Source organism: Mesorhizobium sp. B2-1-1 (assembly GCF_006442975.2).
Lineage (GTDB): Bacteria > Pseudomonadota > Alphaproteobacteria > Rhizobiales > Rhizobiaceae > Mesorhizobium.
Genome location: NZ_CP083954.1, coordinates 3742561 through 3760241, shown reverse-complemented (window position 1 = coordinate 3760241; position 17681 = coordinate 3742561). Strand labels below are relative to the sequence as shown.

General features: G+C 62.3%; 19 protein-coding genes. 16 read left to right on the top strand and 3 right to left on the bottom strand.

Annotated elements, in window-relative coordinates; genetic code table 11:
- Positions 1–86: 86 nt before the first annotated feature.
- Positions 87–644 carry an OmpA family protein gene (locus FJ972_RS18395; protein ID WP_140501321.1) on the top strand — a complete coding sequence of 186 codons (558 nt, stop codon included), beginning with the start codon at positions 87–89 and terminating at the stop codon, positions 642–644.
- Positions 645–787: 143 nt separating this feature from the next.
- Entirely contained in the window at positions 788–1255 is a 468-nt protein-coding gene (locus tag FJ972_RS18390; protein WP_140525509.1) for a DUF1203 domain-containing protein, read from the top strand.
- Positions 1256–1631: 376 nt separating this feature from the next.
- Here the strand turns inward: FJ972_RS18390 and ald are convergent, their stop codons facing one another.
- A complete protein-coding gene (gene ald, locus FJ972_RS18385; RefSeq protein WP_140501325.1) occupies positions 1632–2747 on the bottom strand; it encodes an alanine dehydrogenase in 1116 nt (371 codons plus the stop codon).
- Positions 2748–2905: 158 nt separating this feature from the next.
- On the opposite strand from ald, the gene FJ972_RS18380 reads away from it, so the two are divergent.
- The gene (locus tag FJ972_RS18380) at positions 2906–3379 is read left to right on the top strand and encodes an Lrp/AsnC family transcriptional regulator (protein WP_140501327.1); all 474 of its coding nucleotides are present in this window, start codon (positions 2906–2908) and stop codon (positions 3377–3379) included.
- A gap of 30 nt (positions 3380–3409) precedes the next feature.
- Here FJ972_RS18380 and FJ972_RS18375 read toward each other — a convergent pair whose 3' ends face one another.
- Complete coding sequence (locus tag FJ972_RS18375) at positions 3410–4069, bottom strand: 5-formyltetrahydrofolate cyclo-ligase (RefSeq protein WP_140501329.1); 660 nt, start codon at positions 4067–4069, stop codon at positions 3410–3412.
- A 164-nt stretch (positions 4070–4233) separates the two neighbouring features.
- Here FJ972_RS18375 and FJ972_RS18370 point away from each other — a divergent pair, with 164 nt between their 5' ends.
- The 7 genes from FJ972_RS18370 (at position 4234) to FJ972_RS18345 (ending at position 10691) form a co-directional block, all read left to right on the top strand.
- Positions 4234–5499, top strand: a complete 1266-nt coding sequence (locus FJ972_RS18370; RefSeq protein ID WP_140525508.1) for an NAD(P)/FAD-dependent oxidoreductase — start codon at positions 4234–4236, stop codon at positions 5497–5499.
- A gap of 151 nt (positions 5500–5650) precedes the next feature.
- Positions 5651–7630, top strand: a complete 1980-nt coding sequence (locus FJ972_RS18365; RefSeq protein WP_140525507.1) for a bifunctional 2',3'-cyclic-nucleotide 2'-phosphodiesterase/3'-nucleotidase — start codon at positions 5651–5653, stop codon at positions 7628–7630.
- Positions 7631–7829: 199 nt separating this feature from the next.
- A complete protein-coding gene (locus tag FJ972_RS30185; protein ID WP_263483007.1) occupies positions 7830–7964 on the top strand; it encodes a hypothetical protein in 135 nt (44 codons plus the stop codon).
- Positions 7965–8081: 117 nt separating this feature from the next.
- Positions 8082–8372, top strand: coding sequence for a Dabb family protein (locus FJ972_RS18360; protein ID WP_140501335.1), 291 nt, complete (start codon positions 8082–8084; stop codon positions 8370–8372).
- A 48-nt stretch (positions 8373–8420) separates the two neighbouring features.
- Positions 8421–9311 (top strand): VOC family protein, encoded by an 891-nt coding sequence (locus tag FJ972_RS18355; protein ID WP_140525534.1) that lies wholly within the window; start codon positions 8421–8423, stop codon positions 9309–9311.
- A complete protein-coding gene (gene kdsA, locus FJ972_RS18350; protein WP_140525506.1) occupies positions 9308–10153 on the top strand; it encodes a 3-deoxy-8-phosphooctulonate synthase in 846 nt (281 codons plus the stop codon). The genes FJ972_RS18355 and kdsA overlap by 4 nt, the downstream gene beginning before the upstream one ends.
- 172 nt (positions 10154–10325) lie before the next feature.
- Positions 10326–10691 (top strand): PRC-barrel domain-containing protein, encoded by a 366-nt coding sequence (locus FJ972_RS18345; RefSeq protein WP_140501340.1) that lies wholly within the window; start codon positions 10326–10328, stop codon positions 10689–10691.
- Positions 10692–10759: 68 nt separating this feature from the next.
- Here the strand turns inward: FJ972_RS18345 and FJ972_RS30180 are convergent, their stop codons facing one another.
- Positions 10760–10882 (bottom strand): hypothetical protein, encoded by a 123-nt coding sequence (locus tag FJ972_RS30180; protein WP_263483006.1) that lies wholly within the window; start codon positions 10880–10882, stop codon positions 10760–10762.
- Between the two features lie 199 nt (positions 10883–11081).
- Between FJ972_RS30180 and eno the strand changes: the two genes are divergently transcribed.
- The 6 genes from eno (at position 11082) to FJ972_RS18315 (ending at position 17667) form a co-directional block, all read left to right on the top strand.
- Positions 11082–12356, top strand: a complete 1275-nt coding sequence (eno, locus tag FJ972_RS18340) for a phosphopyruvate hydratase (RefSeq protein WP_140501342.1) — start codon at positions 11082–11084, stop codon at positions 12354–12356.
- A 156-nt stretch (positions 12357–12512) separates the two neighbouring features.
- Complete coding sequence (locus tag FJ972_RS18335) at positions 12513–12836, top strand: FtsB family cell division protein (protein ID WP_140525505.1); 324 nt, start codon at positions 12513–12515, stop codon at positions 12834–12836.
- A 214-nt stretch (positions 12837–13050) separates the two neighbouring features.
- Positions 13051–14088, top strand: coding sequence for a pyruvate dehydrogenase (acetyl-transferring) E1 component subunit alpha (pdhA, locus tag FJ972_RS18330; RefSeq protein ID WP_140525504.1), 1038 nt, complete (start codon positions 13051–13053; stop codon positions 14086–14088).
- Positions 14089–14103: 15 nt separating this feature from the next.
- Positions 14104–15495, top strand: coding sequence for a pyruvate dehydrogenase complex E1 component subunit beta (locus tag FJ972_RS18325; protein ID WP_140501348.1), 1392 nt, complete (start codon positions 14104–14106; stop codon positions 15493–15495).
- An 18-nt stretch (positions 15496–15513) separates the two neighbouring features.
- Positions 15514–16908 (top strand): pyruvate dehydrogenase complex dihydrolipoamide acetyltransferase, encoded by a 1395-nt coding sequence (locus FJ972_RS18320; RefSeq protein ID WP_140527989.1) that lies wholly within the window; start codon positions 15514–15516, stop codon positions 16906–16908.
- Positions 16909–17031: 123 nt separating this feature from the next.
- Positions 17032–17667, top strand: a complete 636-nt coding sequence (locus tag FJ972_RS18315; protein WP_140525167.1) for an SGNH/GDSL hydrolase family protein — start codon at positions 17032–17034, stop codon at positions 17665–17667.
- Positions 17668–17681: the final 14 nt, after the last annotated feature.

The following is a 17681-nucleotide window of genomic DNA, read 5'->3' as shown; positions in this document are numbered from 1 at the left end:
ACAAAAGCTGAACCTCTCGTTCATCCGCGCTTCAGCCTGTCTCTGCCATCTTGCCCGCACATAATACGGGCCGAAGGAGAAAAGACATGCTGACCCGCCGTACCCTTGCCGCCGCGCTGATCGCGGCAATCGCAATGCCCGGTCTCGCCGCCGCGCAGGCGACAACGCCTTCGGCCGCAACCATCGAACGAAAGCTCGAGGCGGCACCCCGCGTGAAGCTGCGCCCGAACGAGCGCGTCACCATCCGTGAGTTCAAGCGCCGGCCGGACCTGCGCCGCATGGCCCGGTCGATCGATATCCAGTCGATCAATTTCGCTTTCGGCTCGGCCGCGATCTCCAGCTCGCAATACGACAAGATCGACACTATCGCCGATGCGTTGCAGCGTATCCTGCGCCGCAACCCCGGGGCGCGCGTCCTCATCGAGGGCCATACCGACGCCGTCGGCTCCTTCCAATCGAACCGGATCCTGTCGGAACAGCGCGCCGCCTCGCTGAAGCGCACGCTGGTGCGCGAGTTCGGCGTGCCGGCCTATGCTTTGGAGACGGTCGGTTATGGCGAGGAATTCCTGCTGGTGCAGACGCAGAACGAAAACTGGCGGAACCGGCGGGTCACCCTCCGTCGCTTTGACGACTTCATTCGCTGAGGGAGTTCCGACAATCCGGTGAAGTTCGCCTTGCCTTGGTCGGCTGGAACAAGCCGACCAAGGGCCAATGATTGTCAGGAATCGGGTGGGAGGCGCGGGCTGATGCGCATAATTTCCGATCAACGACATCGGAGATTTTCGCCATGACCATCCAGTTCAAAGCCTTGCCGACACAAGATGTACGAGCGCTTCAGCGCGGCGGGCCCGATGCCTATGGAAACACGCCCGAGCGTAAGGTCTCCGACGGCGACGGCATGCCATGCCGGCATTGCCTGAAGAACATCGCCGACGGAGACGACTATCTCATCCTGGCCTACCGGCCATTCCCCAAACTTCAGCCCTATGCCGAGACCGGACCGATCTTCCTTCACGCGCAGGAATGCGAGCGCGCCGCGGAATCTCAGGCACTTCCCGAAATTCTCGAAGGCCCGGACTATATAGTGCGCGGCTACGGCAGGGATGACCGCATCGTCTATGGCAGCGGTGGCGTCATTGCGACCGATGCGATCGCCGCGCGCGCCGAGGCTCTCTTGGAACGCGACGAGATTGCCTACGTGCATGTCCGCTCGGCGCGCAACAATTGCTTCCAGTGCCGGATCGAACGTGTCTGACGGGCGCATGTGGCGGTGCGATAGCGGAGCGCTGTCGTACTCCTGTCATACCATTGCGGTACACGGGTAGCCGTCGATCGATTTGTCGACCGCGGATGAACCGGCGGCAAATCTCGACATCGAGGAAGCGGGGCCTTGGCTCCGCTTTTTTGTTTGCCTGAACCTTCCACAGAAATTTTCTGCGCAAAGAAGCATATGGGCTTCGACTATTTGCCTGGAGGGCTCAGTTAAACTTGCAATTGGCGCCGAGACGCAGGTTGCGGCACATGTTTTAAGTCCGAGCCGGGTGCAGGCCTGACAGCCGCCAATCCGGAAAGAAAAAACCCGCCGGGAATGACCGGCGGGCTGACGGGAGGCAGGTATCCTCTCAGGAGAATCAGGCCGCGAGAACCGCCTTCGGTTCGACCAGTTCGTAGCCGAGCGCTTCGGCGACCGCACGGTTGGTGATCTTGCCTCTGTGGACGTTGAGTCCATTGCGCAGATGATGGTCGTCGACCAGCGCCTTCAGGCCCTTGTCAGCGAGCTGAAGGCCATAGTGCAGAGTCGCGTTGTTGAGTGCATGTGCTGAGGTGACCGGCACGGCGCCCGGCATGTTGGCGACGCAATAGTGGATGACGCCGTCGACCTCGTAGGTCGGCTCGGCATGTGTGGTCGCGTGCGAGGTCTCGAAGCAGCCGCCCTGGTCGATGGCAACGTCGACCAGCACCGACCCCTTCTTCATGCCCGAAAGCATTTCGCGCGAGACCAGCTTCGGCGCCGCAGCACCCGGGATCAGCACGGCGCCGACAACGATGTCGGCGGAAAAGCACTCTTCTTCCAGAGCCTCCACGGTCGAGTAGCGGGTATGGACGCGGCCGGCAAAGAGGTCATCGAGCTGGCGCAGGCGCGGGATCGAGCGGTCGATGATGGTGACGTCGGCGCCCAGGCCAGCCGCCATCCTGGCTGCGTGCAGGCCGACGACGCCGCCGCCGAGCACGGTGACCTTGCCGGGCAGCACGCCGGGCACGCCGCCGAGCAGCACGCCGCGGCCGCCATTGGCCTTCTGCAGCGCCGTGGCGCCGGCCTGGATCGACAGGCGGCCGGCGACTTCCGACATCGGCGCCAGCAACGGCAGGCCGCCCCGGTCGTCGGTCACCGTTTCATAGGCGATGGCGGTAACGCCCGAAGCGAGCAGGCCCTTGGTCTGTTCCGGATCCGGAGCAAGGTGAAGATAGGTGTAGAGGATCTGGCCATCGCGCAGTTGGGCCCATTCGTTAGGCTGCGGCTCCTTGACCTTGACGATCATATCCGACTTGGCGAACACATCGGCCGCCGTCTTGGCGATGGTGGCGCCGGCAGCGCGATAGGCGTTGTCGTCGGCTCCGATGCCGGCCCCGGCGCCGGTCTCGACCAGCACCTCATGTCCGTGGGCGACATATTCGCGGACCGAGCCGGGCGTAAGTCCGACGCGATATTCATGATTCTTGATTTCCCGGGGGCAGCCGACGCGCATTTTCTTTTCTCCTGACACGGCCCTTCGGGGCTCGTTCCCTGTATTGACGCAGTCAACCACGAATCGTTGCGTAAGTGTTTGCGAATGCACTTGCAGGAGGGTTCGCTATTCGATAATTGTTGCGTAGAATGCGCAAAAATTCGCAGGAATCACGAAGAATGCCACTCGACAGGATTGATATCGCCATTCTGGAGACCTTGCAGAAGGATGGCAGGATGCCGAACGCCGCCCTTGCCGAAAGGGTCGGCCTGTCGCAGTCGGCCTGTTCGCGCCGGCTCGACAATCTGGAGAAATCCGGAACCATCCGCGGCTATCATGCCCGGCTTTCCAATGCAGCACTTGGTCACCAGATGACGGCGATCGTGCACATATCGCTGTCGGGCCAGTTCGAGAAGACGCTGTCGGATTTCGAGGCTGCGATCAAGCGCTGCCCGAACGTGCTGTCCTGCCATCTGATGTCGGGCGAGTACGACTACATTCTCAGAATCGCTGCCAAGGACCTTGCCGACTACGAACGCATCCACAAGGAATGGCTGTCGGCGATGCCGCATGTGACGAAGATCAATTCGTCTTTTGCCCTGCGCGAAATCGTCGACCGGACGGCGATGGGCCTGAAGCCCGAAATGGCCTGAGCATTCTCAGCCTTCCATGCCTTCAGCCGTCTACGCCTTGGCAGCCTCCGTCACGATCCGGTCCATCGGGATATCGTGCGGCTGCGGGTAGATGGTGGCGATTCGCTGCAATTCGTAGCCGACGCCGATGACCAGCGGCTTGAACGGCATCGCCGCCAGCGTTCGGTCGTAGAACCCGCCGCCATAGCCCAGGCGATAATTGCCGGAATCGATGCCGACGATCGGTGAGATGACGATGTCGGGCAAGACCGGTTCGCCCTCGGCCGGAATCGGAATGTTCCACACGCCCTTCTCCAGCCGGTCGCCCGGAACATAGGCCCGGAAGATCAGCGGCTGTGCCTTTTCGATGACGACGGGCAGCGCGGTGCGCCCGCCTCGTTCATTGATGGCGGCCATCCATGGCCGCAGGTCCGGCTCGCCGCGAAACGGCCAATAGAGGCTGACCATGCGGCCGGCAATATCGCCGATCGCCGCGTCGAGGGCTCCGGCGATGCTCTGCGACATCGCCGTTCGCGCATCGGCGGAAACCGCGAGACGCGCCGCGATCAGGCGTTCCCGTTCGGCCTTGCGCCATCGTCTGACGTCGGTCCAATCGGATATCGGCGCGTGAAACGCGGGATCGAGTTCGTGCATGAAGCATGGCGGCGAGGAATATTGCGCCGGACCCTGGTCGTCGTGATCGTTGGCCATGCTCACCTCATCGCTGTTTTCCATAACGCTATACCCGGCGGGGGGATGCGACATGTGCATTCACGACATGGAACGACGAGTCTCGGGCACGGCCTTCGTGTTGTTGCATTGCACAAAAGCTCCTACATCAAAGGCATGCGATATTGCTGGTCAGGGTGAATGCGATGGATCAAGCCAATCACCATGTCGTCGTCGTAGGGGCGGGGTTCGGCGGCCTCGAATTCACCCGCGCTCTCGCCGGTGCGCCCGTGCGCATCACCATGATCGACAAACGCAATCACCATCTTTTCCAGCCGCTGCTCTACCAGGTCGCAACGACAGCGCTGGCGACCTCGGAGGTCGCCTGGCCGATCCGCCACCTGCTGCGCAAGCGCAAGGACGTGACGACGCTGCTCGCCAATGTCACCGGCATCGACCGAGCCGGAAAACGCGTGCTGCTCGATGACGGCAGCACCGTCGCCTACGACACGCTGGTGCTCGCCACCGGCGCCCGACACGCCTATTTCGGCCACGACGAATGGGAGCCGTTCGCGCCAGGGCTGAAGACGCTGGAGGACGCCACCACCATTCGACGGCGCATTCTGCTCGCCTTCGAGCAGGCCGAGCGGGAAACCGATCCTGCCAGGCGCCAGGCGCTGCTGACGATTGCGATCGTCGGCGGTGGTCCGACCGGTGTCGAACTTGCCGGCACCATTGCCGAACTGGCGCACGACACACTGCGCGGCGAATTCCGCAACATCGACACGCGCGAGACGCGTGTGGTGCTGATCGAGGCTGGCGACCGCATACTGGCCAATTTTGCGCCGAAACTGTCCGATTATGCCGGAAAGGCGTTGAAGCGGCTCGGCGTGACGATCGAACTCGGCCGGGCGGTCACGCGCTGCGACGCCGAGGGCGTCGTCTTCGGCGACACGCATCTGCCGGCGAGGACCATATTGTGGGCGGCGGGCGTTGCCGCTTCGCCGGCAGCCGAATGGCTGGGCGCCGCCGCCGACCGGGCGGGAAGGGTGCTGGTTGAACCCGATCTCACCGTGCCGGGCAGCCCCGAGATTTTCGTCATCGGCGACGCCGCTCTCGTGCTGCGGCCCGATGGACGGCCCGTTCCCGGCGTGGCGCCTTCCGCCAAGCAGGAGGGCCGCCATGTTGCCGCGACCATCAAGGCCAGGCTTGCCGGCGATACGAGCGTACGGCCGTTCCACTACAAGCATGCCGGGGACCTGGCCACGATCGGCAAGCGCGCCGCGGCGATCGATTTCGGCTGGATCAGGCTGACCGGCTGGCCGGCCTGGTGGCTGTGGGGACTGGCGCACATCTATTTCCTGATCGGCTTCCGCAACCGGCTCGCGGTGTCGCTGAGCTGGCTATGGATCTACGTCACGGGCCAACGCAGCGCCCGCCTGATCACGCAGGGCGACGACGACAAGGGCTGATCTTCCGCGCTTGCGACCGTTCATCCGCGCGTCATCTGTTGCTGATCGACTGACAGCTCCGACGCGCGCAACTTCTTGAATGGACTCGAATAGGTTTCAGCGCGAAGTTCGCTTCGGGCAGGGTCTTTCGTGTCGTCGAAAAGGAGAAAACATGTCGCAGCCGCTCCATTCCGTCTCCCGCCGCGGTCTCCTCGCGGGCGCCGCCGCCACGGGCGCGCTAATTGCGCTTCACCCTTTCTCCGCCCGCGCCCAGACCAACCAGGCGCATCTCCGGATCATGGAGACCACCGACATCCATGTGAATGTGCTGCCCTATGACTATTACGCCGACAAAGCGAATGACACGATGGGACTGTCGCGCACGGCCTCCCTGATCGACGCGGTGCGCAAGCAAGCCGTTAATTCGATGCTGATCGACAATGGCGACCTGCTGCAGGGCAATCCGATGGGCGACTACATCGCCTATGAAAAGGGCATGAAGGACGGTGACCTGCATCCGATCATGAAAGGCATGAACCTGCTCGGCTACGAGTGCTCGACGTTGGGCAACCACGAATTCAACTACGGCCTGTCCTTCATGGACAAGGTTCTGGCCGCCGCCAATTTCCCCTTCGTCTGCGCCAACCTGATCCGCGGCACCGAGCTTGCCGCGAACCCGCGCGACGACAAGCTCTACCTCAAGCCCTACGTCATCCTCCACAAGAAGATCAGCGACGGTTCAGGCACCGAGCAACCGATCAGGATTGGCATCATCGGCTTCGTGCCGCCGCAGATCATGGTCTGGGATCTCAAGAACCTCGAAGGTAATGTCAGAACGCGCGACATTGTCGAGGCCGCCAAGGCCTGGGTGCCGCAGATGAAGGAAGAGGGCGCCGACATTATCATCGCGCTCTCGCATTCTGGCATCGACGTCAAGCAGGGCGATATGATGGAGAACGCATCGTTCTTTGTCGCCGGCGTCGAAGGCATCGACGCGGTGTTCACGGGTCACCAGCATCTGGTGTTCCCTGGCAAGAAGGATTTTCAGGCGCTCGAAGGCGTCGATGCGCAAAAGGGTACGCTGCAGGGCAAGCCGGCCGTCATGGGCGGCTTCTGGGGCTCGCATATGGGCCTGATCGACCTGATGCTGGAGCGCGACGGCTCGAAATGGAAGATCGTGTCCGCCACCTCGGAAGCGCGGCCGATCTTCGAACGTGTCGACAACAAGAACAAGCCGACTGTCGCGGACGACAACCGCATCATCGCCGCGCTTGAGCAGGACCACCAGGCAACGCTCGCCTATGTGCGTCGTCCCGTCGGCAAGACCGCAGCGCCGCTCTATTCCTATTTCGCGCTGGTCGCCGACGATCCGTCGGTTCAGGTCGTCAGCCAGGCGCAGACCTGGTACCTCCAGGACATCCTGAAAAACACACAATGGAAGGACGTGCCGCTGCTGTCGGCGGCAGCCCCCTTCAAGGCCGGCGGGCGCAACGGCGCCGACTACTACACCGATGTGCCGGCAGGCGACATCGCCATCAAGAACGTCGCCGACCTCTACCTTTATCCCAACACCGTGCGGGCCGTTGAGATCACCGGAGCGCAGGTCAAGGAATGGCTGGAAATGTCGGCCGGCATCTTCAACCGGATCGAACCTGGCAAGGCCGACCAGGCGCTCATCAACACCGACTTTCCGTCCTACAATTTCGACGTTATCGACGGCGTCACCTACAGAATAGATCTGTCGCAGCCGCCGAAATACGATCCCAAGGGTGGGCTGGCCAATGCTAGTGCCAATCGCATCGTCGGCCTGATGTTCGACGGCAAACCGATTGATCCCAATCAGAAATTTGTCGTTGCAACGAACAACTACCGGGCCGGAGGCGGCGGCAATTTTCCTGACATCGACGCTTCCAAAATTATCTACGAAGCGCCAGACACCAACCGCGACGTCATCGTTCGCTACATCGTCAAGCAGGGCACCATCAACCCGTCGGCGGACGGCAACTGGTCGTTCGCGCCGCTGCCCGGAACCAGCGTCGTGTTCGAGACAGGGCCCAAGGCGAAGGACCTCATCGCCGAAGTGAAGTCATTGAAAATCGAGCCGGCGGGCGCCGGCGAGGCAGGATTTGCGAAATACCGCATCCTTCTCTGACCGCCATTCGCAATTGGGACGCGGGCCATTTCTGGATCATGTCCGGCCAGTCGCCGGCGACGAGATCGAAGGCGCGCCGGCATTGATTTGGCAGTTCCAGGTGCCGAGAGCTCACATACCGTACGAGGGTCGACACGGATCCCATCTTTGCCTGGCGGAACGTCTATGAGCACAGCCGGGCTTATGCGATAGATTAGCCATGCGTTATGTCATCGTCATCGCCGCCGTTGCGTTTTTCCTGATCTGGGACGGTCTCTACAACCAGGGCCGGTACCTCGATATGACGGTGAGGAATGTCTCTCACGTGGTGCGTTACGTCACCGGCAAGGTCTAGTCCCGTTCAGGTCTCATGCATCCCGGGCGCGTCGCAAGGACGCGCGGCACCCTGAACGGTTGACCTGACGGTTTCGTCGTCACAAAAGACCCCGGATTTTTGATCGAGGAGGCGGGGTTGATCCGGCATATCGTTTTCTTCAGCGCGCGGCGTGGCGAGGATGTGGAGGCAGTGCGCTCTGGGCTGCTGGCGCTCGGCGGCATTCCCCATTCCAGCCTGTTCGAGGTGACGCTGAACACCAAGGTCGATCCGCTGTCGGATGAGATCGACGTGGTCGTCTATGCCGAATTCACGGATGCCGCCGCATTGGCCGCCTACAAGGCGCATCCGCTCTATGCGCAGACCACCAGCAGGGTCAAGCCATTGCGCGAACTGCGTTATTCCGCCGATGTGGTGGCCGGAAGCTGATTCGAGCGCCCTTGAACCCTTTTGCGCAATGATGCACACCGCGCTGGCATGATCCAAACACCACCCACAGGCACTCATCCGCTCGATCACCTCGTGCTGCCGACCTCGAGCCTGGATGTGGCGCGGGCGCGGCTAACGGCCCTCGGCTTCATCGTCGCGCCGACAGGCATCCATCCATTCGGCACGGAAAATTGCTGCGTCTTCCTCGCGGACGGCACCTATCTGGAACCGCTGGCTGTAGGCGATGATCAGGCCGCGATAAAGGCCGCCGGCCAGGGCAATGTCTTCGTCGCGCGCGACCGGCTCTATCGTGACCGCAATGGCAATGAAGGTTTTTCCGCCGTGGTCCTGACCACGGACGACGCCGATGCGGACCATGCACGCTTTGTCGATGCGAGCCTGTCGGGCGGGGACATGCTGGGCTTTTCGCGGGCGTTCACCGACGCTGCCGGCAAAAGCGACATGGCGTCATTCAAACTGGCCTTCGCGTCGACCGGGGGTTCAACCGATGCGTTCCTGTTCGCCTGCCAGCGCGTCAACGCGCCGGAAGTGGACCGCACAGCGCTGCAGGCTCATGCCAACGGTGCCACGGGAATTGTCGAGATCGTGGCGATCAGCGACGAGCCCGCCGAGCAGCGCCGGCTGATTTCCGTGGCAGTAAACGATCCGACGGCTGACGCGCGCGCCTCCATTTTTCGTCTACCTAACGCTATCTTGGCTGTACTCGACCCGGCCTCTTTCACGGCACGCTTTGGCGTGCCCGCCGGTAAGCCGACGCAACTCCGCTTCGCGGCAGTCGTCTTTTCGGTTCGGCGTGCCGCTGTGGCGGCAGGTCTGCTTGCAGCCAATTCCATCAGATACGATATGTCGGGCAGTGATATCGTCGTGCAGCCGACATCCGGGCAGGGCGCCGCCTTCATCTTTCGGGAGATACAATGAGCAACGCCTTGGCGCCCAATTCATCGGTAACCGTCGGCAATGTCGTCTTCGACAACGCAGCACCGCTGTCGCTGATTGCCGGCCCCTGCCAGTTCGAATCACGCCAGCATGCCTTCGACATGGCCGGCGCGCTGAAGGAATTGACAGGCAGGTTGGGCATCGGCCTCGTCTACAAGACCAGCTACGACAAGGCTAACCGCACCTCCCTGTCGGCTACACGCGGTGCCGGCATGGAAGCGGCGCTCCCGGTCTTCGACGAGTTGCGCAAGGAATTCTCCTTGCCGGTACTGACCGACGTCCACACCGAGGAACAGTGCGCCATCGTTGCGCCGCATGTCGACGTGCTGCAGATCCCGGCCTTCCTGTCGCGCCAGACCGACATGCTGGTTGCCGCCGCAAGGACGGGCAAGGTGATCAACGTCAAGAAGGGACAGTTCCTCGCGCCCTGGGACATGAAGAACGTGGTGGCCAAGATCACCGGCTCCGGCAACCCCAATGTCTTGACCACCGAGCGCGGCGCCTCGTTCGGCTACAACACGCTTGTCTCGGACATGCGGGCCCTGCCCATTATGGCCGACATCGGCGCGCCTGTGATTTTCGACGCCACCCATTCGGTCCAGCAGCCGGGCGGGCAGGGTGGTTCCTCCGGCGGCGAACGCCGCTTTGTCGAGACCTTGGCCCGCGCGGCTGTCGCTGTCGGCGTTGCCGGCGTCTTCATCGAGACCCACCAGGATCCGGATAATTCGACCTCGTCCGACGGACCGAACATGGTGCCGCTGAAGGACATGCCGGCACTTCTGGAAAGGTTGATGGCGTTCGATCGGGTAGCGAAGGCCCGCTGACCCGGCGCAGCTGAAGGTCGTCGCCGCGGAGGGCATATATCGGCCTGCCACGTCAGTAAGAAGTCACCTTTATACAGGTGGAAAAAGTCGAACAGACCGGCGGAAAAGTCGGGAACCTTCGATCTCGCCCCTCATTGTGAAAGTCCAGAGCAACGACAATGAGGAGCACATCATGACAACCCAGGCAGGACACACAGAGGCTATCGCTGCTTCGCGGGTCATCGGCACATCCGTCTATAACACCGAAGGCACGAAGATCGGCAGCATCGAGGACGTCATGCTCGACAAGCTGTCCAACGGCATCATGTTCGCTGTGATCGGTTTTGGCGGCTTTCTCGGCATGGGTGAAAAATATCACGCCATCCCGTGGGCGAGTTTGGATTACGATGAGGATAGGGGCGGCTATGTCGTGCCATTCTCGAAGGACCAGCTGAAAGCCGCTCCCGCCTATTCGATCAACGAGCTGACGGGCGCCGATGGCGAGGCCGCACGTGACGCCTCCTACAATTACTACAAGGTCGAGCCTTACTGGCATTGACCGGCCAGCCTGACGTGAAAAGGCCCCCGCAAACCAGCGGGGGCCTTTTACATGATCGCCTGCCGTGCTTACTCCGCGCTGCGGAGGGTCGACAGTTGCACCGCGCCCTGTGGAGGCTGCTGGTTGTCGCAGGACGTCAGGAACGCCGCCGCGATCAGGAACAAACTCACGATACCGCTTAACTCGGACATGGCGAAACTCCTCCTGTTTCGCCCCGCGCAGCCGCCATCATAGACCGGCGGCCATCCTATGGCGCATGACTTATGATGACAGGAATTTGCGCTTCGTGAATCGCGCCGGCGGCAATAATTGGCGGTGGCCCGATTGCCTTTTGCGCCGCTTTGGCTAAGACGGGCGCGACGTTTCGTCAGATCAATCGGGGACATCGCAATGACCGCCATCATCGACATTGTCGGGCGTGAAATCCTGGACAGCCGTGGAAATCCGACCGTCGAGGTCGATGTCGTGCTCGAAGACGGTTCGATGGGCCGCGCGGCCGTGCCGTCTGGAGCTTCCACCGGCGCGCATGAAGCCGTCGAACTGCGCGACGGCGGCGCCCGCTATCTCGGCAAGGGCGTGCTGCGGGCCGTCGAGGCGGTCAACGGCGAACTGTTCGAGGCAATCGGCGGCATGGAAGCCGAAAACCAGATCCACATCGACCAGACCATGATCGAACTCGACGGCACGCCCAACAAGAGCCGGCTCGGCGCCAACGCTATTCTCGGCGTGTCGCTGGCGGTGGCCAAGGCCGCGGCCGAAGCCGCCGGCCTGCCGCTCTATCGTTATGTCGGCGGCACCAAGGCGCATCTGCTGCCGGTACCCATGATGAACATCATCAATGGCGGCGCCCATGCCGACAACCCGATCGATTTCCAGGAATTCATGATCCTGCCGGTCGGTGCGCCAACGCTGCGCGAAGGCGTGCGCTGGGGTTCTGAGGTCTTCCACACGCTGAGGAAGAAGCTGAAGGACGCCGGCCACAACACCAATGTCGGCGATGAAGGCGGCTTTGCCCCGAACCTGAAGAGCGCGCCGGTGGCGCTCGATTTCATCATGGAGTCGATCGAGCAGGCCGGCTTCAAGCCGGGCGAGGAGATTGCGCTCGGCCTCGATTGCGCCGCGACGGAATTCTTCAAGGACGGCAACTACGTCTATGAAGGCGAGAAGAAGACACGCGATCCGAAGGCGCAGGCGAAATACCTGGCCAAGCTCGCCGCCGATTATCCGATCATTTCGATCGAGGACGGCCTTGCCGAGGATGACTGGGAAGGCTGGAAATATCTGACCGACCTGATCGGCAAGAAGACGCAGCTCGTCGGCGATGATCTCTTCGTCACCAACACGGCGCGCCTGCGCGACGGCATCCGCATGGGGGTCGCCAATTCGATCCTGGTCAAGGTCAACCAGATCGGATCGCTGACCGAGACGCTCGATGCCGTCGAGACCGCGCACAAGGCCGGCTACACCGCCGTCATGTCGCATCGCTCGGGCGAGACCGAGGATTCGACCATCGCCGACCTCGCCGTCGCCACCAATTGCGGGCAGATCAAGACCGGATCGCTGTCGCGTTCCGACCGCATGGCCAAATACAACCAGCTCATTCGCATCGAAGAAGAACTCGGCAAGCAGGCGCGCTACGCCGGCAAGTCGATGTTGAAGGGCTGAGCCGGAGCATCGGACACAGGGATGGCGGTGAGGGGCGGGAATTCCCGCCCTTTTCGTTGGAGCGCCTGTGGACGCGTCATCCGTAACCGTCCGTTAAGCACAATGGAGCGAAAAAGACCGTGGTCGCCCGAGTTCGCGACTGCGAGGGAACGGACGATGTGGACGCGTCAGCACAAACAGAGAAACACCGGCCGGCTGATCATCCCCTCGCTCTGCGCGGTGTTCCTGGCCTATTTCGGCTTTCATGCCTATCACGGCGAGTTCGGCATCAATTCGAAATACCAGCTGGAGGCCGAGACTGTTGCCCTGCAGGCCCAGCTCGATGCGATCAAGGCGTGCAGGATGGAGCTGGAACGGCGCGTCAAGCTGATGCACGACGGCACGCTGGAGAAGGACATGCTCGACGAGCAGGCGCGTAAGGCGCTGAATTTGTCCCAGGCCGACGAAATCACCATCATGTTGCCGGTCTCGGCAAAGTAACCAATATCAGGTTAATCACCAATATTTTCAATGATTCTAATTGCTTAGTCGCATGCCAGCTATGCAATTTCGACATGGCGGAACACGTTCTCACGTGTTAGCCTCCCCAAAATCAGTGGGGAGAGCTGATCTCCCCTGAGCAGATTTCATCTTGCTCGAGCAGATTTCATCTTGCTCGAAATGTCCGCGAAGAGACGCCAACAGGGAGTGATGCATGGCAACCGCAGCCAGGAAAGCGCCTGCCAAATCGAAATCCGACGGCAAATCGGGCCTTTCCGCGCCCAAACCAGTGGAATTCACCAAGGACGAGGAGCTCGCCGCCTACCGGCACATGCTGCTTATTCGCCGTTTCGAGGAAAAGGCCGGCCAGCTTTACGGGATGGGCTTCATCGGCGGCTTCTGCCATCTCTACATCGGCCAGGAAGCGGTCGTCACCGGTATGAAGATGGCGCTGATCGACGGTGACCAGATGATCACGGCCTACCGCGACCACGGTCATATGTTGGCGATGGAACTGTCGCCGCGTGGCGTCATGGCCGAACTGACCGGCCGCCGAGGCGGCCTGTCGAAGGGCAAGGGCGGCTCCATGCACATGTTCTCCAAGGAGAAGCATTTCTACGGTGGCCACGGCATCGTCGGCGCGCAGGTGTCGCTCGGCACGGGCCTGGCCTTCGCCAACCGCTATCGCGGCAACAACAATGTCACGCTGACCTATTTCGGGGACGGGGCCGCAAACCAGGGCCAGGTCTACGAAAGCTTCAACATGGCCTCGCTTTGGAAGCTGCCGGTGATCTACATCATCGAGAACAACCGCTATGCCATGGGCACCTCGGTATCGCGCTCCTCGGCGGAGACCGACTTCTCGAATCGCGGCGCCTCGTTCAAGATTCCCGGTATCCAGGTCGACGGCATGGACGTGCGTGCTGTCAAGGCCGCCGGCGATCTCGCTACCGAATGGTGCCGTGCCGGCAATGGGCCGCTGATCCTCGAAATGCAGACTTACCGCTATCGGGGCCATTCGATGTCCGACCCGGCGAAATACCGCTCCAAGGAAGAAGTGCAGAAGATGCGCTCCGAGCATGACCCGATCGAGCAGGTCAAAGCGCGGCTGATCCAGAAGAAGTGGGCAAGCGAGGACGAATTGAAGACCATCGACAAGGAGGTTCGCGACGTCGTCGCCGATGCCGCCGAGTTTGCCCAGCACGACGCCGAGCCGGATCCGTCCGAGCTCTGGACCGACATCGTATTGTAACGGGAGGGCAAGGACATGCCGATCGAAATTCTCATGCCCGCCCTTTCGCCGACCATGGAAGAGGGCAATCTTTCCAAGTGGTTGAAGAACGAGGGCGACAAGGTCGTCGCCGGCGACGTCATCGCCGAGATCGAAACCGACAAGGCGACGATGGAAGTCGAAGCTGTCGATGAGGGCACGCTTGCCAAGATCGTGGTTCCCGCAGGCACCGAAGGCGTCAAGGTCAACGCGGTGATCGCCGTGCTGGCTGTCGATGGCGAAGATGTCGACAAGGCCGGCGAAGGCATCGGTGAAGAGCCCGCCAAGACTGAGGCAAAGGCGCCGACACCGGCACCCGCCGCGGCCAAGAGCGAGGCAGCGGCGCCTGTGGCGGCCGCGCCGAAGACGGAAGTCGCCGCCGATCCTGACATACCCGCCGGGACCGAGATGGTCTCGACCACGGTGCGCGAAGCGCTGCGCGATGCCATGGCGGAGGAAATGCGCCGCGACGGCGATGTCTTCGTCATGGGCGAGGAAGTTGCCGAGTACCAGGGCGCCTACAAGATCACCCAAGGCCTGCTGCAGGAGTTCGGACCGCGTCGCGTCGTCGACACGCCGATCACCGAGCACGGCTTTGCCGGCGTCGGGGTCGGTGCGGCGATGGCTGGCCTGAAGCCGATCGTCGAATTCATGACCTTCAACTTCGCCATGCAGGCGATCGACCAGATCGTCAACTCGGCCGCCAAGACGCTCTACATGTCCGGCGGACAGATGGGCGCGCCGATCGTCTTCCGCGGGCCGAATGGTGCTGCGGCTCGCGTCGCCGCCCAGCATTCGCAATGCTATGCCGCCTGGTACAGCCACATACCGGGCCTGAAGGTGGTGATGCCTTATACCGCCGCAGACGCCAAGGGACTGCTCAAGGCGGCGATCCGCGATCCGAACCCGGTCATCTTCCTCGAAAACGAAATCCTCTACGGCCAGTCCTTCGACGTGCCGAAGCTGGACGACTTCGTGCTGCCGATCGGCAAGGCGCGCATCCACAAATCAGGCAAGGACGTCACCATCGTCTCCTTCGGCATTGGCATGACCTATGCGGTCAAGGCCGAAGCGGAACTGCGCGGCATGGGCATCGACGCGGAGATTATCGATCTCAGGACCATCCGTCCGCTCGACTTCGACACCATCATCGCCTCGGTGAAGAAGACCAACCGGCTGGTCGTGGTGGAAGAAGGCTTCCCGCAGAACTCGGTCGGCGACCATGTCGCCAACCAGGTGTCGCAGCGAGCCTTCGATTTCCTCGACGCGCCGGTCATCACCATTGCCGGCAAGGACGTGCCGATGCCCTATGCGGCCAATCTCGAAAAGCTGGCTTTGCCGAATGTCGGCGAGGTCATCGAGGCCGTCAAAGCCGTCTCATATCGCTGAACCGGGCGGGAGGACACAATGCCAATCAACATCACCATGCCGGCCCTCTCGCCCACCATGGAAGAGGGCAATCTGTCGAAGTGGCTCGTGAAGGAGGGCGACAAGGTTTCGCCCGGCGATGTCATTGCCGAGATCGAGACCGACAAGGCGACGATGGAAGTCGAAGCCGTCGATGAGGGCACGGTGGCGAAACTGGTCGTTCCCGCCGGCACCGAAGGCGTCAAGGTCAATGCGCTGATCGCCGTGCTTGCCGCCGAGGGTGAGGAGGCAAGTGCCGCCGCGAAAAGCGGTGGCGATGCCGCACCGGCGAAAGCGGAGCCTCCCAAGGCTGAGACATCGAAGACCGAGACTCCCACCTCTCCGTCCGACGGGGGAGGTCGCGCCGCGGATGAACCCACCGCCGCGCCCCCCACCCCGGCCGGAAGGCCTGCCGACCCTCCCCACAAGGGGGAGGGTGAAGGGCGCACCTTTGCTTCGCCGCTCGCGCGCCGTATTGCCAAAGAGGCGGGCGTCGATGTGTCTGCCGTGACCGGCACCGGCCCGCATGGCCGGGTGGTGAGGGCCGATGTCGATGCCGCCATCGCCGGCGGCGGCGCCAAGGCGGCACCCGCTGCCAAAGCTCCGGCTGGCGCGCCGGCCGCTGCTCCCGCGCCGGTAAAGGCGATGTCGGACGATCAGGTGCTGAAGCTGTTCGAGGAAGGCTCCTATGAACTCGTCCCGCACGACAATATGCGCAAAACCATCGCGCGCCGGCTGGTCGAGGCCAAGACCACCATCCCGCATTTCTACCTGACGCTCGACTGCGAGCTCGATGCGCTGCTTTCGCTGCGCACGCAGCTCAATGCGGCCGCACCGGTCAAGAAGACCGACAAGGGCGAGGCGCCCGCCTACAAGCTCTCGGTCAACGACATGGTGATCAAGGCGATGGCCATGGCCTTGAAGGCGGTGCCGGATGCCAATGCCTCGTGGACCGAAAGCGCCATGGTCAAGCACAGGCATGCCGATGTCGGCGTTGCCGTCTCGATCCCCGGCGGCCTGATCACGCCGATCATTCGCAAGGCGGATGAAAAGACGCTGTCGGTGATCTCCAACGAGATGAAGGACCTGGCCAGCCGCGCGCGCAGTCGCAAGCTGAAGCCGGAAGAGTATCAAGGCGGCACCACGGCGGTGTCGAACCTTGGCATGTTCGGCATCAAGGATTTCGCCGCCGTCATCAACCCGCCGCATGCGACGATCCTGGCGGTGGGCGCCGGCGAGGAGCGGGCGGTGGTCAAGAACGGCGAGATCAGAATCGCCACGGTGATGTCGGTAACGCTGTCGACCGACCATCGCGCCGTGGACGGAGCGCTCGGTGCCGAACTGCTGGTCGCCTTCAAGAAGCTGATCGAGAACCCGATGGGCATGCTGGTGTAGGAAGAACAAGGCGGTGCGGAAATTCTTCACCGGCCTCTTCGCCGGCGGCTTGGAGGCGCAGGAATTCGCCGTCGTCACCAACGCCGAGGAAGAATACTCCCTCGCAAGGGCGGGTTGAGCAAGATGAAGACGGTTCTTTGCTACGGCGACTCACTGACCTGGGGCTACAATGCCGAGGGTGGCCGTCATGCGCTCGAGGATCGCTGGCCAAGCGTGCTGCAGACCGGACTAGGTGACGGCGTGCATGTCATTGCCGAGGGGCTGAATGGCCGCACAACGGCGTTCGACGATCACCTGGCAGGCGCCGACCGCAATGGCGCAAGAACGCTGCCGACGGTGCTGACCACGCATGCGCCGATCGACGTCATCGTCATCATGCTCGGCGCCAACGACATGAAGCCCTGGATCCACGGCAATCCCGTTGCGGCCAAACAAGGCATCCAGCGCCTGATCGACATCGTGCGCGGCCACGACTATCCGTTCGACTGGCCGCCGCCGCAGATCCTCATCGTCTCGCCGCCTCTCGTCAGTCGCACTGAAGATGCCGAGTTCAAGGCGATGTTTGCCGGCGGCGACGATGCGTCCAAAGAGCTTGCGCCGCAATATTCCGCGCTTGCCGATGGGGCTGGCTGCGGCTTCTTCGATGCCGGCACTGTGGCCAAGACCACGCCGCTCGACGGCGTCCATCTCGATGCCGAAAATACGCGAAACATCGGCGAGGCGTTGACGCCGCTCGTGCGCGTCATGCTGGAATTGTGATTGAAGGAGAAAAC

Bases quoted from the DNA above. Each gene is read 5' to 3' on its own strand.
- FJ972_RS18390 (WP_140525509.1), top strand. From the start codon at position 788: ATGACCATCCAGTTCAAAGCCTTGCCGACACAAGATGTACGAGCGCTT.
- FJ972_RS18375 (WP_140501329.1), bottom strand. From the start codon at position 4,069: ATGGCCAACGATCACGACGACCAGGGTCCGGCGCAATATTCCTCGCCG.
- FJ972_RS18395 (WP_140501321.1), top strand. From the start codon at position 87: ATGCTGACCCGCCGTACCCTTGCCGCCGCGCTGATCGCGGCAATCGCA.
- kdsA (WP_140525506.1), top strand. From the start codon at position 9,308: ATGAGCAACGCCTTGGCGCCCAATTCATCGGTAACCGTCGGCAATGTC.
- pdhA (WP_140525504.1), top strand. From the start codon at position 13,051: ATGGCAACCGCAGCCAGGAAAGCGCCTGCCAAATCGAAATCCGACGGC.
- FJ972_RS18345 (WP_140501340.1), top strand. From the start codon at position 10,326: ATGACAACCCAGGCAGGACACACAGAGGCTATCGCTGCTTCGCGGGTC.
- FJ972_RS18370 (WP_140525508.1), top strand. From the start codon at position 4,234: ATGGATCAAGCCAATCACCATGTCGTCGTCGTAGGGGCGGGGTTCGGC.
- FJ972_RS30185 (WP_263483007.1), top strand. From the start codon at position 7,830: ATGCGTTATGTCATCGTCATCGCCGCCGTTGCGTTTTTCCTGATCTGG.
- FJ972_RS18325 (WP_140501348.1), top strand. From the start codon at position 14,104: ATGCCGATCGAAATTCTCATGCCCGCCCTTTCGCCGACCATGGAAGAG.
- FJ972_RS18315 (WP_140525167.1), top strand. From the start codon at position 17,032: ATGAAGACGGTTCTTTGCTACGGCGACTCACTGACCTGGGGCTACAAT.
- FJ972_RS18380 (WP_140501327.1), top strand. From the start codon at position 2,906: ATGCCACTCGACAGGATTGATATCGCCATTCTGGAGACCTTGCAGAAG.
- FJ972_RS30180 (WP_263483006.1), bottom strand. From the start codon at position 10,882: ATGTCCGAGTTAAGCGGTATCGTGAGTTTGTTCCTGATCGCGGCGGCG.
- FJ972_RS18365 (WP_140525507.1), top strand. From the start codon at position 5,651: ATGTCGCAGCCGCTCCATTCCGTCTCCCGCCGCGGTCTCCTCGCGGGC.
- FJ972_RS18335 (WP_140525505.1), top strand. From the start codon at position 12,513: ATGTGGACGCGTCAGCACAAACAGAGAAACACCGGCCGGCTGATCATC.
- FJ972_RS18320 (WP_140527989.1), top strand. From the start codon at position 15,514: ATGCCAATCAACATCACCATGCCGGCCCTCTCGCCCACCATGGAAGAG.
- FJ972_RS18355 (WP_140525534.1), top strand. From the start codon at position 8,421: ATGATCCAAACACCACCCACAGGCACTCATCCGCTCGATCACCTCGTG.
- eno (WP_140501342.1), top strand. From the start codon at position 11,082: ATGACCGCCATCATCGACATTGTCGGGCGTGAAATCCTGGACAGCCGT.
- ald (WP_140501325.1), bottom strand. From the start codon at position 2,747: ATGCGCGTCGGCTGCCCCCGGGAAATCAAGAATCATGAATATCGCGTC.